Source organism: Streptomyces sp. CB01881, assembly GCF_002953255.1.
Taxonomy (GTDB): domain Bacteria; phylum Actinomycetota; class Actinomycetes; order Streptomycetales; family Streptomycetaceae; genus Kitasatospora.
Genome location: NZ_CP026498.1, coordinates 9,466,866 through 9,481,752 on the forward strand (window position 1 = coordinate 9,466,866; position 14,887 = coordinate 9,481,752).

Annotated in this window: 15 protein-coding genes; 6 read left to right on the plus strand and 9 right to left on the minus strand. The window is 72.7% G+C overall.

Annotated elements, in window-relative coordinates:
* The first annotated feature begins 375 nt into the window (after positions 1 to 375).
* From C2142_RS30940 to C2142_RS30950, 3 genes are all read left to right on the plus strand, one after another.
* On the plus strand, positions 376 to 2,286 hold the full coding sequence (locus C2142_RS30940; protein WP_148646652.1) for a S53 family peptidase: 1,911 nt from the start codon (positions 376 to 378) through the stop codon (positions 2,284 to 2,286).
* A 383-nt stretch (positions 2,287 to 2,669) separates the two neighbouring features.
* The gene (locus tag C2142_RS30945) at positions 2,670 to 3,710 is read left to right on the plus strand and encodes a permease (protein ID WP_148646130.1); all 1,041 of its coding nucleotides are present in this window, start codon (positions 2,670 to 2,672) and stop codon (positions 3,708 to 3,710) included.
* Positions 3,707 to 4,522, plus strand: coding sequence for a TIGR03943 family protein (locus C2142_RS30950; RefSeq protein ID WP_148646131.1), 816 nt, complete (start codon positions 3,707 to 3,709; stop codon positions 4,520 to 4,522). The genes C2142_RS30945 and C2142_RS30950 overlap by 4 nt, the downstream gene beginning before the upstream one ends.
* A 25-nt stretch (positions 4,523 to 4,547) precedes the next feature.
* Here the strand turns inward: C2142_RS30950 and C2142_RS30955 are convergent, their stop codons facing one another.
* The 6 genes from C2142_RS30955 to rpmB form a co-directional block, all read right to left on the minus strand.
* Positions 4,548 to 5,852 (minus strand): YibE/F family protein, encoded by a 1,305-nt coding sequence (locus C2142_RS30955; protein WP_148646132.1) that lies wholly within the window; start codon positions 5,850 to 5,852, stop codon positions 4,548 to 4,550.
* Positions 5,853 to 6,087: 235 nt separating this feature from the next.
* Positions 6,088 to 6,252 (minus strand): 50S ribosomal protein L32, encoded by a 165-nt coding sequence (gene rpmF, locus C2142_RS30960; RefSeq protein ID WP_148646133.1) that lies wholly within the window; start codon positions 6,250 to 6,252, stop codon positions 6,088 to 6,090.
* Between the two features lie 83 nt (positions 6,253 to 6,335).
* Complete coding sequence (gene rpsR, locus C2142_RS30965) at positions 6,336 to 6,605, minus strand: 30S ribosomal protein S18 (protein WP_148646134.1); 270 nt, start codon at positions 6,603 to 6,605, stop codon at positions 6,336 to 6,338.
* Positions 6,606 to 6,643: 38 nt separating this feature from the next.
* The gene (locus C2142_RS30970; protein WP_148646135.1) at positions 6,644 to 7,831 is read right to left on the minus strand and encodes a GTP-binding protein; all 1,188 of its coding nucleotides are present in this window, start codon (positions 7,829 to 7,831) and stop codon (positions 6,644 to 6,646) included.
* 11 nt (positions 7,832 to 7,842) lie between these two features.
* Positions 7,843 to 8,148, minus strand: a complete 306-nt coding sequence (rpsN, locus tag C2142_RS30975) for a 30S ribosomal protein S14 (protein WP_148646136.1) — start codon at positions 8,146 to 8,148, stop codon at positions 7,843 to 7,845.
* Positions 8,148 to 8,384, minus strand: coding sequence for a 50S ribosomal protein L28 (gene rpmB / locus C2142_RS30980; RefSeq protein WP_148646137.1), 237 nt, complete (start codon positions 8,382 to 8,384; stop codon positions 8,148 to 8,150). The genes rpsN and rpmB overlap by 1 nt, the downstream gene beginning before the upstream one ends.
* Positions 8,385 to 8,502: 118 nt before the next feature.
* Between rpmB and rpmG the strand changes: the two genes are divergently transcribed.
* The gene (rpmG, locus tag C2142_RS30985; RefSeq protein WP_148646138.1) at positions 8,503 to 8,667 is read left to right on the plus strand and encodes a 50S ribosomal protein L33; all 165 of its coding nucleotides are present in this window, start codon (positions 8,503 to 8,505) and stop codon (positions 8,665 to 8,667) included.
* Between the two features lie 181 nt (positions 8,668 to 8,848).
* Here the strand turns inward: rpmG and C2142_RS30990 are convergent, their stop codons facing one another.
* A complete protein-coding gene (locus C2142_RS30990; protein ID WP_148646139.1) occupies positions 8,849 to 9,655 on the minus strand; it encodes a hypothetical protein in 807 nt (268 codons plus the stop codon).
* Entirely contained in the window at positions 9,652 to 10,737 is a 1,086-nt protein-coding gene (locus C2142_RS30995; protein ID WP_148646140.1) for a right-handed parallel beta-helix repeat-containing protein, read from the minus strand. The genes C2142_RS30990 and C2142_RS30995 overlap by 4 nt, the downstream gene beginning before the upstream one ends.
* Positions 10,738 to 11,441: 704 nt before the next feature.
* Between C2142_RS30995 and C2142_RS31000 the strand changes: the two genes are divergently transcribed.
* Complete coding sequence (locus C2142_RS31000) at positions 11,442 to 13,577, plus strand: SpoIIE family protein phosphatase (RefSeq protein ID WP_148646141.1); 2,136 nt, start codon at positions 11,442 to 11,444, stop codon at positions 13,575 to 13,577.
* 385 nt (positions 13,578 to 13,962) lie between these two features.
* On the opposite strand, the gene C2142_RS31005 is transcribed toward C2142_RS31000, so the two are convergent.
* The gene (locus C2142_RS31005) at positions 13,963 to 14,424 is read right to left on the minus strand and encodes a MarR family transcriptional regulator (protein ID WP_148646142.1); all 462 of its coding nucleotides are present in this window, start codon (positions 14,422 to 14,424) and stop codon (positions 13,963 to 13,965) included.
* 89 nt (positions 14,425 to 14,513) lie between these two features.
* Here C2142_RS31005 and C2142_RS31010 point away from each other — a divergent pair, with 89 nt between their 5' ends.
* Positions 14,514 to 14,885 (plus strand): VOC family protein, encoded by a 372-nt coding sequence (locus C2142_RS31010; RefSeq protein ID WP_148646143.1) that lies wholly within the window; start codon positions 14,514 to 14,516, stop codon positions 14,883 to 14,885.
* Positions 14,886 to 14,887 lie beyond the last annotated feature (2 nt).

A 14,887-nucleotide genomic window follows, 5' to 3' on the forward strand; every position in this document is an offset into this window, starting at 1 on the left:
GGCCGGGTAAAGGCTGCCGGCGCCGTCCTTGTCGCCGCCGCTCACCCGTCAGTACGGTCATGGCCGCACCCACCGGCAACGACCGTACGCGGTGCGGAACCCGGCAGGCCCATGTCTGTGTCATGGGCCTGCCATCACCCGGTAGTCCCCCACTCCCGTACAGCGCAGGCACCAGCCGGCCCGGCCATCCGCCGCGGCCGGCCGCACATGCCGAGATCCGTCAGCACGGGCACGAGCCCGTACCGGCGAGCACCCCATGCCGGAACCGGCCGCGCCCTCACCCCCACGGAGGGTCGATCCTTGCGCTTCCACGCCCCCGGCAGGCCGCGCCTGCCCAGAGCACGCAAGCTCCTCGCCGTCCTGCCCGCCCTGGCCATGACCACGGCCGGGCTGTTCGTCGCCGCCCCCGGCGCGACCGCGGCGGACACCGCGCCGCACTCCCCCGTCACCACCAAGCGGCTCTGCGCGAGCCACCCCGGCGAGATGGCCTGTCTGGCCCTCGCCCGGACGGACCTCCCCCAGCAGTCCACCCTGGCCCCGAACGCCACCCCCTCCGGCTACGGCCCCGGCGACCTCGCCGCCGCCTACAACCTCCCCACCTCGGCCGGCTCCGGCGCCACCGTCGCGATCGTGGACGCCAACGACGACCCCAACGCCGAGTCCGACCTCGCCGCGTACCGCAGCCAGTACGGCCTGCCCGCGTGCACCACCGCCAACGGCTGCTTCAAGAAGGTCGACCAGCGCGGCGGCACCTCCTACCCGAGCGCCGACAGCGGCTGGGCCGGCGAGATCTCGCTCGACGTCGACATGGTCAGCGCGGTCTGCCCCAACTGCCACATCCTCCTGGTCGAGGCCGACAGCGCGACCATGGAGAACCTGGGCGCCGCCGTCAACACCGCCGTCTCGCTCGGCGCCAAGTACGTGTCCAACAGCTACGGCGGATCCGAGGACTCCACCGACCCGAGCTCGGACGCCAGTTACTTCAACCACCCGGGCGTGGCCATCACCGTCTCCTCCGGCGACTCCGGCTACGGCGTCGAGTACCCCGCCGCCTCCCAGTACGTCACCGCCGTCGGCGGCACCAGCCTCAACCGCGCCTCCACCACCCGTGGTTGGAGCGAGAAGGTCTGGGGCACCACCTCGGGCGGCAACGGCGCCGGCTCCGGCTGCTCCGCCTACGACCCCAAGCCGAGCTGGCAGCACGACACCGGCTGCGCCAAGCGCACCGTCGCCGACGTCTCCGCCGTCGCCGACCCCGCCACCGGCGTCGCCGTCTACCAGACGTACGGCGGCAGCGGCTGGAACGTCTACGGCGGCACCAGCGCCTCCGCCCCGATCGTCGCCGCCGTGTACGCCCTGGCCGGCACCCCCGCCTCCGGCACCAACCCGGCCTCCTACCCGTACGCGCACACCTCCGCGCTGTACGACGTGACCAGCGGCGCCAACGGCAGCTGCTCCCCCTCCTACCTCTGCACCGCCGGCAGCGGCTACGACGGCCCGACCGGCCTCGGAACCCCCAACGGGACCGCCGCCTTCACCTCCGGCAGCACCGGCGGCAACACCGTCACCGTCACCAGCCCGGGCAACCAGTCCACGGCGCAGGGCGGTTCGGCCAGCCTGCAGATCCACGCGACCGACTCCGCCTCCGGCCAGACCCTCACCTACGGCGCGAGCGGCCTGCCCACCGGCCTCTCCGTCAACTCCTCCACCGGCCTGATCACCGGCACCGCCACCGCGGCCGGCACCTACAGCACCACCGTCACCGCCACCGACACCACCGGTGCGAGCGGCTCGACCACCTTCACCTGGACGGTCACCGGCACCGGCGGCGGCTGCCCCGCCACCCAGCTGCTCGGCAACCCGGGCTTCGAGACGGGCAGCGCCGCACCGTGGAGCGCCACCGCGGGCGTCGTCGACAACTCCGGCAGTGAGGCCGCCCACGCGGGCAGCTGGAAGTCCTGGCTCGACGGCTACGGCTCCACCCACACCGACACGCTCTCCCAGTCGGTCACCGTCCCGCAGGGCTGCCGGGCCACGCTCAGCTTCTACCTGCACATCGACACGGCCGAGTCCGGCTCCACCGTCTACGACAAGCTGACCGTCCAGGCCGGCTCCACCACCCTGGCCACCTTCAGCAACGTCAACGCCGCCGCCGGCTACACCCTCCGCAGCTACGACCTCTCCGCCTTCGCCGGCCAGACCGTCACCGTCAAGTTCACCGGCACCGAGGACAGCTCCCTGCAGACCAGCTTCGTGATCGACGACACCGCCCTCAACATCTCCTGACGCCACGCCCGACGGGGGCCGCAGCCCAGGGCTGCGGCCCCCGGTCCGGTCCGCCACGCCGCCCCGCCGGAGGACCGCCGCATGCGCCGAACTCCCGGCAGCACCGAATCGCCCGACCCCTTCGGGCAGGGTCTCCCGTGTGCACTCCCGGCGGCTCCGCCGTGGTGAAGGACCCGCGACGACGATCACGCACCGCAGTGACCTGTTCACCTCAAGACACACCTCCCGAAACCCTAGATGAGAATGATTATCAACGCTAGTCTGGCCACGCCGCTCGCATCGGAGACGAGCCGGCGCCGCCCTTCGCCGTCGCCACCGCGCTCCGGCACCGGCGCGGCAACGCGGACTCTGCCGAGAGCAGTCGGCAGTCAGGGGGCGGGACCATGGGCGAACAGACCCACGCAGCCGCAGTACTCACCAGAACCTCCGACGGAGCGCGCCGGCGGAGCACACCGTCAAGCCCGGGCGCCCGCCGGATCCCCGCCGTCGCGCTCGCTCTGATCGCCGGCACGGCGGCCCTGCTGCTCGGCACCGGCTTCCTCGGCTGGTCCAACGCCCCGGCGCTCGCCACCTGGCGCACCGTGCTGATGGCCATCGTCGTCCAGGGCGTGCCGTTCCTGTTGCTGGGCACCGTGGTGTCGGCCGCGATCGGCGCCTTCGTACCGCCGGACCTCTTCGGCCGGCTGCTGCCGCGCCGTCAGGCGCTGGCCGTTCCGGTCGCGGCCGCGGCGGGCGCGGTGCTGCCGGGCTGCGAGTGCGCCTCGGTGCCGGTCGCGGGCAGCCTGATGCGGCGCGGGGTGGCCCCGGCGGCGGCGCTGGCCTTCCTGCTGTCCGCACCGGCCGTCAATCCGGTCGTCCTGGTGTCGACCGCCATCGCCTTCCCCGGAAAGCCGGAGATGGTGCTCGCCCGGCTGACGGCCTCGCTGCTCACCGCGGCGGTCATGGGCTGGCTGTGGGTGAGGTTCGGCAAGGAGGAGTGGCTGCGCCTGCCGAAGGCACCGGACGACCTCGCCGACGACGCCGGCCCGTGGGAGCGGTTCGGCCGCGGACTGCAGCACGACTTCCTGCACGCCGGCGGCTTCCTGGTGGTCGGCGCGATGGCCGCCGCAACGTTCAACGTCCTCGTCCCGCCGTCGGTACTCCAGCTGTTCACCGACACCCCGTGGCTGCAGGTGCTGGCGCTCGGCGTGCTCGCGGTGGTGCTGGCCGTCTGCTCGGAGGCGGACGCCTTCGTCGCCGCGTCGCTGACCGGCTTCTCCCCGACCGCCCGGCTCGCGTTCCTGGTGGTCGGCCCGATGGTCGACCTCAAGCTGATCGCCCTCCAGTCCGGAGCCTTCGGGCGCTCCTTCGCCGCCCGCTTCCCAGCCGCCACCTTCCTCGTGGCCGTCCTGACCAGCACCGCCATCGGAGGAGTCCTGCTGTGAGCCGCGTCCGAGCCCTCACCCCGCCCCTGCTGGTCGTCCTGCTGGGCTGCGCCCTGCTGCGCATCACCCTCGGCAGCGACCTCTACCTCCAGTATGTCAAGGAGGGGCTGCACGTCCCGCTGATCCTCTCCGGCGTCCTGCTGATCCTGCTGGGCGCCGGCAACACCCTGCGCCGCCTGCTGCCGCAGCGCGAACCCGTCCTCACCTTCACCCGCGCCGCCGACGGCAGCGCCCAGTGGCACAGCGCCGGGCCCGCGCACCACGACCACCACGGGCACGACCACGGGCACGACCACGGCTCCGTGCCCCGGGTCGCCGGACTGCTCGCCGTCCCCGCCCTCGCGCTGCTGTTCTTCGCGCCGCCCGCCCTCGGCGCGTACTCCGCCGAGCGCGAGGGCACCACCGCCGCCGCCGAGCAGGCCTCGTACGCGGGGCTGACGGCCGACCAGCCGACCACCGCCATGTCGCTGACCGAGTTCATCGGCCGCAGCAACGACCCCAACAGGAGCCTGGAGGGCCGCAAGGTCCGCCTCCTGGGCTTCGCCGCCCCCGGCGCCAAGCCGGGCGAGTGGTACCTGAACCGGCTGCTCGTCAGCTGCTGCGCCGCCGACGCCCGCCGCCTCCGGGTCCAGGTCCACGGCGCGGGCCCCGCCCCGGCCACCGACAGCTGGGTCGAGGTGACCGGCGTATGGAAGCCGGTGACCGGCGCCAACGCCACCGCACCGCCCGTGCTCGACGTCCTGGAGGTCAAGGCCGTGGCCAAGCCTCGGAACCCGTACCGCGACGTGCCGCCCGAGGGCGGCACCTCCTGAGACGGCCCCGAGGAGCCGGCCGCCGTCAGGTCCGGTCGGCACCGCCGCCCTGTCGGCCGTGCCGACGGCCGGGCCGCAGGGAGTGCGCATCCGCCCGGGGCGCAGCCTCGGGGTGATCGGCCGCGGCGATCAGGGCGGCGAGGACGGTGGTCACCGGGACCGAGGCGACCAGGCCGATGCTGCCGACCAGGGTGCGGGCGATCTCTTCGGACACGAGCTCGCTGGTCGCCACCGAGGTGAAGTCCCGGTGGGCGATGGAGAAGAGCAACAGCAGCGGAAGGGCCGCACCGGCGTAGGCGAGCACCAGGGTGTTGACGGTGGAGGCGATGTGGTCGCGGCCGATGCGCACGCCCGCGCGGTAGAGGCTGCGGGCGCTCATGGTGGGATCGGCCTGTTTCAGCTCCCAGACCGCCGAGGTCTGGGTCACCGTCACGTCGTCGAGCACGCCGAGGGAACCGATGATGAAGCCGGCGAGCAGCAGGCCACGGATCTCGATGTTCGGGTAGAGGCTGTGAATGAGGCCCGTCTCCTCGGACGTGTTGCCGCTGAGATGGGCCCAGTTGGTGAAGATCAGGCCGAGGACGCCGATCAGCACCAACGAGATCAGGGTGCCGAGGACGGCCACCGAAGTGCGGGCCGAGAGTCCGTGGCACAGGTACAGCGCGATCAGCATGATGGCGCTGGCGCCGACCACCGCCACCAGCAGCGGATCGGAGCCGTGCAGGATGGCCGGGAGGATGAACAGGGACAGGACGGCGAAGCTGATCGCCAGGGCGATCAGGGCGGTCAGGCCGCGCCAGCGCCCCACCGCCAGGACGGCCACCGCGAAGAGCCCCGCGAGCAGCGCGATCGGGGTGTCCCGGTCGACGTCGACCACCGTGTACTGAAGGTCCGGCGGCGCGTCGGGCGAATAGGTCAGGATCACCTCCTCCCCCACGGTGTAGCGGCGCAGCTCGCTCGGGTGGACGCTCACGGTGAACGTGCGGCTCTTGTCTTTGCCCGTGGTCACCTCGACGGTGTCCTGCTGGCAAGTGCCGGTGTCCGCGGGATTGATGTCGGAGCAGGGCACCTCCAGCACCTGGGTGACCTTGCCGCGCTGGGTCTGCTGGTCGAAGCCGACGCCGGTGCGCTCGTGTGCGGGCACCCCGCCGGGCCACAGGACGACGAGCCCGACGACGACCGCCACGCCGAACGGGATCAGCACGGCGGCGATGACCCTGCGCAGGTGGGCCGATACCGGCGTGGCGGGGCCGTGGGCGTGCGTGTGGACGGCGCCCGCCGACGGCTCGTGGTGGTGTGCGTCGCCGTTGCCCGGCGGCCTCTCCTCCATACTGCAGCTCCTCACGCGATCCCGGCACCACATCCGATCATCGGGTCTTCTCCACGCCCGGCCCGGCAGGCTCGGTCAGCTGGGCGCGCCGTCGTCGGCCATCCGGCGGGGCAATGGCACGGTGCGGCGGGCGTCGGTGAGACCGCTCTGCCGGGCGATCCGTGTCTCCTGATGGCCCCGCTTTGGACGAAGGGGACGGCAGCATGGCGGCGCGCCCCCTTCGCGGTGGCTGCGGCTACGGCGTGAGCAGTCCCCGCTCGTAGGCGCGGACCAGGCGGCGGGGCACCAGGTGCTCGCGGCCGTCGACGGTGACGGGCACCAGCTCCGGCGTGCTCGCCTTCCACTGGGCACGGCGGTGGCGGGTGTTACTGCGGGACATCTTCCGCTTGGGTACGGCCATCGGGGGTTTCCTTCGTGCGAATCGGGGGTGTTACGAGAGGTGGGCGTGCTCGTGTTCGAGGCCGTAGCCGTACCGGACGGGGGTCACCGATCGGTCTTCGCCGAGGAGACGTACGGCAGCAGCGCCGTCTCGCGGGCGTTCTTGATGGCGCGGGCCATCGCCCTCTGCTGCTGGACGGTCAGGCGGGTGACCCGCCGACTGCGGATCTTGCCCCGGTCGGAGATGAACCTCCGCAGCAGGTTGCCCCCCTCAACAGTCAAAGGGGCCTTGTAGTCGATGTAGGTGATGCCCGCCTCGATCAGAGGATTCGGGCGCGGCTTGGTCGGCCGACCGGGGCCCGGGCGCTTGGCCATGATGGGGTGTGAGTCCTTCCTCGGTTCAGGTGCGCAGGTCAGGAGACCGGTTCCAGCAGGTCTTCGAAGGCGTCCGGCAGGGCCTTCCAGCCCTGCTCGCCGGTCATCAACTCGGCGTCGGTGAGCAGACAGGAGTCGAGCAGCTCGACGATGCCGTCCGCATCCAACCCTTCGGCGGTGAAACTGAGTTGCTGCACCCGGTCGCCGTGCAGCGGGTGCCAGTCGAGTGCGGCGGCGGCGCGGCGCTCAGGCGGGTAGAGCTCCCAGGCCGCGTCCGGCAGCGACGCCAGCCAGGGCCCGCACTCCTCGACGGCGAGGTTCGCGCCGGCCGCGTCCCAGGCGAGCATCAGGTCGGGCCGGTTGGCCAGCCAGAACCGGCCGCGGCTGCGCTGCGCGGCGGGGACGAGCAGTTCCAGCGCGTCGTGCAGCCGCCCGGGGTGCAGCGGGCGGCGGCGCTCCCAGACCAGGGTGGCCACGCCCGCCTCGTCGTGCGTCTGTGGGAGCAGCGCGATCGCCGGGTTGACGCGGTCGCGGGCGGCGGCGACGTCGAAGCCGCCCAGCGCCGCCCGGATCAGCGAGCCGCCGCCGAGCCGTACGGTCCGTGCGGTGGGGTGGAGTTGGCGCAGCATGGCGAGTCCGGCCCGCCGCGCGGCCGGGTCGTCGTCCGGCCCGGTCCCCGGGACGGCCAGTACGGTGGCGTACTCGACCTGGTGGGCCAGCGCCTCGGCCCGCGTACGGGCGTCGTCGGCGCTGGTGTGCAGGCCGTGTTCGGACAGCTCGTCCGGTACGGACAGCTCGCCGGTCACGCGCAGCGGGTCCACCGCGCAGACCACGCCCGCGAGTTCGACCACATCATGCATGCACCGCCCGGCCACCTCGCCACCGGCGAGCACCTCGACCGCGGGGTGCGGGTCGCTCCCGCCCCACAGCTCGACGACGGCCAGGCCGTACTGCTGCTCGGCGGCGATCCGGACGAGCTGCGGCAGCAGGTCCGCACGCAGCGCGCAGCAGGGGCAGCCGTTGGTCAGCGGGACGTCGGCCCGGCCGAATGCACCTCCGGCGTCGCGCAGTTCGCGATGGACGGTGCCGAGCGCGGCGTCGCTCAGGTCGTGGCGGAGGGCCACCGCGTCGACGCAGCCCGCCAGCAGTTCGTCGACGGCGCGGCGCCGTTCCTCCTCGTGCAGTCCGGCCACCACCACGACCGGCAGCTTGACGTCATCGGACACGGCTCTCCCCCTTACCAGCTGGACTTCCGGACGCCGGGCAGCTGCCCGGCGTGGGCCATGGCGCGCAGGTTGATCCGGGAGAGCCCGAAGGCCCGCTGGTAGCCGCGCGGACGGCCGTCGACGCTGTCGCGGTTGCGCACCCGCGTCGCGCTGGCGTCGCGAGGCCGGCGGGCCAGCTCGGCCTGCGCGGCGGCACGGTCCTCCGGACTGCTCCCGGGGCTCGCGATGGTCCTCTTCAGCTCGGCTCGGCGCTGCGCATGGCGGGCGACGACCGCGCGGCGCTGCCCGTTCTTGGCGATCTTGCTCTGCTTGGCCATCAGACCTTCGCCCCACGGGCGCGGATGCGGGCGACGGCGGCCTCGACGCCGATCACATCGACGGTCTTCAGACCCTTGGCGCTGAGCGTGAGGCGGACGTAGCGGCCCTCGCTGGGCAGCCAGTACCGCTTGCGCTGGATGTTGGGGTCGAAGCGGCGGCGGGTACGGCGGTGCGAGTGCGAGATCGCGTTTCCGAACCCGGGCCTGCGGCCGGTCAGTTGGCAGTGGGCGGACATGTGGGATCCGTTCCTGGCGTGTGCGGACATGGCGGGAGGCGGCGGCGTGCGACCTCGTCGCCGGGCGGTGCCACCCTAGCCTAGATGAAAATGGATTTCATTTTGCTATAGTCCCGCCATGGCCCGAAACGAACTGCGCCCGATCGTCAAGCTCCGGTCCACCGCCGGGACCGGATACACCTACGTGACCCGCAAGAACCGCCGCAACGACCCCGACCGGCTCACCCTGCGCAAGTACGACCCCGTCGCCCGCCGGCACGTACCCTTCCGCGAAGAACGCTGACCCGCCCCACCGGACCACACCGGCAGGAGACCCGATGCGCCCCGACATCCACCCCGCCCAGTGACTGCACGACGCCGTCGTCACCACAGCGGCCTTCCGCACCGGCGACCCGGCGTCGCTCAGAACGGCCCCGGGCCGGTACCCCACGTGGGGTACCGGCCCGGGGCGCGGAGGTTCGGCGTCAGTCCTTGCCGAAGTAGCCGAACAGGTCGGCGACCGCATGGGTGGACCCGGCGTGGTTGTACACGTTGAACCCGTGGTTGCCGTCGATCTGGGTGGTGACGTGGTTGGCCGCGGTGCCGCCCTTGGTCACGTTGACGTTGCTGGTGTACTGCCGGGTGTTGGCCCACACGGTCAGGTGGGTGTCCGTGGTGGGCTGGACGGCCGTCACGTTCACCACGGCGGAGTCGGGGTTCACCCCGCCGTCGAGGCCGGCCGGCAGGGTCACGTACTTCGACTGGTCGGGGCCGATCAGGCCCGGGTAGGACTCCCGGGTGTCGAGCAGCCGGGCCGGGCGCACCGGGGTGAACAGGTCGGCGCAGTTGGCGTCGTAGTAGCCCGCGAGGTCGACGACGACGTGGGCGGAGCCGTCGTTGTTCTCGATGGTGACGCGGCCGTCGGCACCGATCGGGGCGATCACCTGGTTCGGGACGGTCTGACCGGGCGCGTAGTTGATGTTGCTGGTGCCCGGGCGGGGCGTGCCCGACGCGTAGGCGGTGAGGTAGCCGTCCTTCTGGCCCTCCGTCACGGTGACGTTGAGGACGGCCGCGGTGGCGGAGGAGGGAACCCTCGCGTTACCGGCGACCTGGACGGAGACCTTGCCGCGACCGCCCAGCGGGGTGCCGGTGTCGCGGGTGTCGATCAGCCACTGCGGCGTCAGCGGGGTGAAGCGCCGTCCGTCGTTCGGCCGGTAGTAGCCGGACAGGTCGGCCACCACGTGGGTGGTCCCGGAGCTGTTGCGCAGGGCGACGGTGCCGTCTGCGTTCACCGGGACGGTGACCGGTCGGCTCGAAGGCGAGGTGGTCGACGGCCTGCATCTCGAACGCCCCGCGGTCGCACGGGGCCCTGACCGGCAGGCGAGCCGACGAGCGGGTTGTCCGCCTCGGGCCGCTGCCGGCGGTCGGAGCCGGCCCAGGGCGCGGTCGAGTCGCCCGAGTCGAGGGCGGGTGAGCCCGCCAGCGGGATGCCGTTCGAGTCGAGCTTCGGGTCGCCATTGAACTCGTGGGCGCCCTGGCCGGTGGCCGCGCGGAGCTCGGCGGCCGAGGGGTGGGCGGTTCCGGACCACCGGTAGGCCGCGGTTCCGGAGCCGGCCCAGACGATGTTGTAGTCCAGGGTGAGACCCTCGGCGGCCGCGTCCGACACGGCGATCTCGGCGGGCGAGGTGCCCGCCGGGCAGGCGCTCGGGTCCGAGCCGGGCGGCACCTTGCTGACGATGTTGTTCTCGACCAGCGAGTCGGGGGACGCGCCGGCCAGGGCGATGCTGTTGCCGCAGGCGGCGGTCACGTCGTTGTTGGTGATCTTCGTGCCGGGGGCGTCGGCGGCGCCGATGCCGGTGCCGTCGCTGGACTCGATCCCGTTGGCCGTGACCAGGGTGCCCCGGGAGCCGGAGCCGACCTGGATCGCGCCGAACGGCGTGTACTGGAAGCTGTTCTGCTGGACGGCGACGGCGTCGGAGGAGTTGGCGACGGACACCTGGGGCTTCGCCGGCAGGCCGTTCAGCCAGGCCGGGGTGAAGTCGTTGTCCGCGATCCGCACCCGGGTCGACGCGTCGATGCCGACCGCGGTGCCGGGGGTGCTGAAGGTGAGCTTCCGGAGCTCCACGTCGTGGACGCCGGAGAGCAGGAAGCCGGTCTCGGTCCCGTTGGCGTGGTAGGGGGAGGTCAGCAGGACATTGGAGTTGTACCTACCGGGGGCACCGGCCGTGAAGACGATCGGCTGGTCCGGCGTCCCCGAGCGGCGCAGGGTCACCCGCTCGCGGTACACGCCACCGGTGGTCAGGCCCGCCTGTTCATGAGGTCCCCCCAGAAGTCCGTTTCCGCAGCCGACATGACGGGTGATCGCATCGAACACGTGGACGCATGGTGGAGATGATCCTCTCCGATCGCGCCCGAAGTGTCACGAGGCCTCCGGGCCCCGGCGCCTCCGCCGGGGATGATCCACGCCACTCCGCGACCGGCGGAACGGCGGGAGGCGCCGGGGAGGTCCGCACCACCCGGCCGACGTGGTGGCGGAGGGTCTCGGGCGCGGCGGGCGGTGCTCGCGGGCCGCATCCGGCGAGGTCGAGGGCGAGAGGCACGGGCGGACGGCGAGGTCGAAGACGAGAGGCACGGGCGGACGGCGAGGTCGAGGACGAGAGGCACGGGCGGACGACGGGCGCACCACCACCCTCGGTGGCCGCCCGGGCACCCTGTGGAGCCGGCCCTGGGGCCCGGGTGCCCTGGCCGGATGAGCGAGCTCCTGCTCCCGTGCCCGGGATGCTCCGGCGAGTGCACCGACGAGAGCAACGTGCCGATGGTCCGCCCGGAGTGCGGCCGGCGAGGGCGCCCACCCCGGGTGTGGCCGGGAAGGCCTGCACCACGGCTCACGCGTCGATGCCGAGCCGTCGGCCCGTGGATAGACTGACCAGGCGTTCCAGGAACGGACCCGACGCGGGCGGCGGAGCACCCAGGCGCCCCGTTGTCGCACGTGCACGCCACTCTCCGCGACCGCACGGCGGCGGCAAGCCCGTCGCGGATGATCCGGCAGCGGGCCATCGATCGGACGGGAGCCCTGCCATGGCGAACACGTCCAGGTCTCCGGGCGGCTACGACCCCGAGATCACCCGCCCCGTGTCCGCCCGTGCCGCTTCGACGTCATCGGGCTCCCCCGGTGACACCGAGCCGACCGCGGCCAACGACCGGCTGGCGCTCAACGGCATGGGCAGCTTCGACTGGGACCTCGACAGGGGCACCTACCACCTCGACGACGTGGGCCTGGAAGTGTTCGACCTACGGGCCGACGAGTTCGACGGAGTGCCCGCGTCACTCTCCGCCAGGGTGCTGCCGACGGACAGCGACCGGCTCGACGAGGCCGTGTCGCTCGCGCTGCGGGAGGGGCACCTGACCTTCGCGTCCTACTTCCGCCTGGTCTGCCGCGACGGAACACTGCGCTGGGCCCACACGCAGGGGCGCATCCTGCGCGACCCGCAGGCGCACCCGTACCGCATCGTCGGCATCGTCCGCAACGCCGAGGAGGAGCTGGCCCACGCCGAGGGGATGCGCACGCTCGCCGCCGACCGGCGCCGCCAGACCGACTCCGTGCGCGCCACCACCGAAGCCCTCGCCCGCGCCGTCACCGTCCGCGACGTGACCGGCGTGCTGACCGACAGCGAAGGGCTGCGACGCTTCGGGGCGGACGGGCTCGCCCTCGGGCTGGTGGACGGGGGCGTCATGCGCCTCGTCGCCGCGACCGAGCAGCCGTCGGCGGAGCTCAGGGCCAAGGACGACCTGTCGCTGACCCAGCTGGAGGACGGGCTGCCGCTGTCCGAGGCCGCGCTCACCCGACGCGCGCGGTTCGTCAGCACCAGGGAGGAGCTCACCAGCCGCTACCCCCGCCTGCTGCCCTACGTCGAGGAGATGAGGATCGAGGCGGCGGCCTTCCTGCCCCTGGCCGCCCAGGCCCGCTCCATCGGCGCCCTGGGCCTGTTCTACCGGGACAGGCACCACTTCAGCACCGAGGACCGCAACATCTGCATCGCACTCAGCAGCGCTGTCGCACAGTCCCTGCAACGCGCCATGCTCTTCGACCAGGAACGCGAATTCGCGACCACGCTCCAGACCACCATGCTGCCCCGCCGCATCCCCGAGATCAACGGCGGCGAGGTGGCCGTCCGCTACCGCGCCGGCCGCAGCGGACGCGAGGTGGGCGGGGACTGGTACGACGTCATCCCCCTGCCGGGTCGGCGGGTGGGTCTCGTGGTCGGCGACGTGGAGGGGCACGACAGCCACGCGGCCGCCATCATGGGTCAGTTGAGGATCGCGCTACGGGCCTACGCCACCGAGGGGCACACCCCCGCCACGGTCATGGCCCGCGCGTCCAGGTTCCTCGCCGAGCTCGACACCGAGCGGTCCGCGACCTGCATCTACGTCGACGCCAACCTGGAGACCGGAACACTGCGCCTGGTGCGGGCCGGCCACCTCGAACCACTCGTGCGGCACAGCACCGGCCGTACCAGCTGGGTCAGTGTCCGCGGTGGCCTGCCGCTCGGCGTGGCCACGGTGTTCGGCCAGGACGGCTACCCCGAGCCCCGTCTCGACCTCAACCCCGCGGACACCCTGCTCCTGTGCACCGACGGCATGGTCGAACACCCCGGACGGGACATCGCGGACGGCATCGAGGCCCTCGCCGCCGCCATGCGCGCCGGCCCGCGCGACACCGAGGCGCTCGCCGACCACCTCTGCGGCGGCCACCCGAGCCGCCTCGGCAGCAGCGACGACGTGGCGCTCCTGCTCCTGCACCGCACAGCCGTACCCGGCACTTACGCCACCCGGCAGATGACCCAGCACGTCCACCAGGCCGATCCGGAAGGGCTGGCGGAGACCCGGGCCATGCTCCGCCAGGCCCTGGCCGCGTGGGGGGCGGCCGACCTCCTGTCCGACATCGAACTCACTGCGGACGAACTGATCACCAACGCCCTGGTCCACACCGACGGGGGCGCACTGCTCACCATAGAACTACGGGCCGGGGCCACCCCCTGCATCCGCCTGGAGATCCGGGACCGCTCCAGCGTCCTGCCGCACCGCCGGGTGCCCGGCGAAACCGCCACCTCCGGCCGCGGCCTGCTGCTGGTGGATGCCCTCACCGGGAGCTGGGGCGTGGAGCCACTCGGCAGCGGCAAGAACGTCTGGTGCGAATTCCCCCTGGCGAGCTGACCGGCTGACGGCGGTTCACCCGTGCGGCCGCCCGCTCCCCCGCCCCGGCGGAGTCCGGACCGGCCGCACATCGCCGTCCTCACTTCCAGCGCCCTCCCGTGGGGTGGCCGTCGCATTCGGGGGGGAATTCGATTCGCGGCTCAGCATGAGGAGTTGACACATCCACCGGTGACTCGGCGTGGCGGTCGGCGGGCTCGACGGCCCCATGGTCGCGGCGCGCGGGATCTCGCACTCGGCCCGGCCAGCCCGCAGGGCGCCCGCCCCGACCAGGCCCGGCAGCTGCGCGACGCCGAACCGTCCGACCTCGGAGCAGGTGAGGGACGTGACCGGCTGGTCGTGCACCGGCTCGTGGGGGAGGCAGGCCCTGCAACCCGGGCCCGGCGGGTCACTCCTCCAGAGCTGCCGCCATGCGGTCGAGGTCGGCGAGCAGCGCGGCCACACGCTCGGGCGGGATCGCCTCCACCATGCGCCGTTCGACGGCGTAGACGGCGGCCTGGACGGCGGCGAGGCGAGTACGGCCTTCCTCGGTGAGGTGGGCCGGGCGGGCCCGCCCGTGGTCGGCGACGGCCGGGCGGGCGATCAGTCCCGCCTCCTGCAGACCCCGCAGTACGACGTTGCCGGACTGCCGGGTGACGAAGGTCGCGCGGGCGAGGTCGGCGTTGGACATGCCCGGGGACAGGGCCAGGAGTTCGAGGGTGGCGTACTGCGGCACGGTGAGCCCGTGCTGGCGCAGGACCCCGTCCATAGCGCCGCGCAGGGCAGCCTGGGCGCGCTTGAGGACGTATCCCACGTGCCGGGTGACGTCTTTCGGGAGGCGGGGCGGCTCGATCGGCGGCTTCTCCATCATGTCAGCATTTTGACACGGTCGGCCCGGGATCCTAGTCTCCGCTATGTCAAAGTTCTGACATCAAGGATCCTGAGGATCGAGGAGGACCCATGTCCGTCACCATCGACGGCCCCGACTTCATCGCCCTGCAAGTCCGCGACGTGGACGCCGCAGCCGCCTTCTGCGAGGAGCACCTGGGGCTGCGCCGGGCCGCGGTCTCACCGCCCCACGCGGTCGTGTTCGACACCAAGCCGACCCCGTTCGCCGTCCGCGAGCTCCTCCCGGGCGTCGACCTCACCGACGCCGCACGTCCCGGCCTGGGTGTGGTGCTCTGGTTCCGGACCCCGGACGCCCACCAGCTCCGTGACCAGCTCACCGCCGCCGGAATCAGGATCCTGACTCCCATGGCGGACAGCCCGTTCGGGCCGATGTTCTCCTTCGAGGGCCCCGAGGGCTACACCCTCACCGCGCACGGAGGCTGACC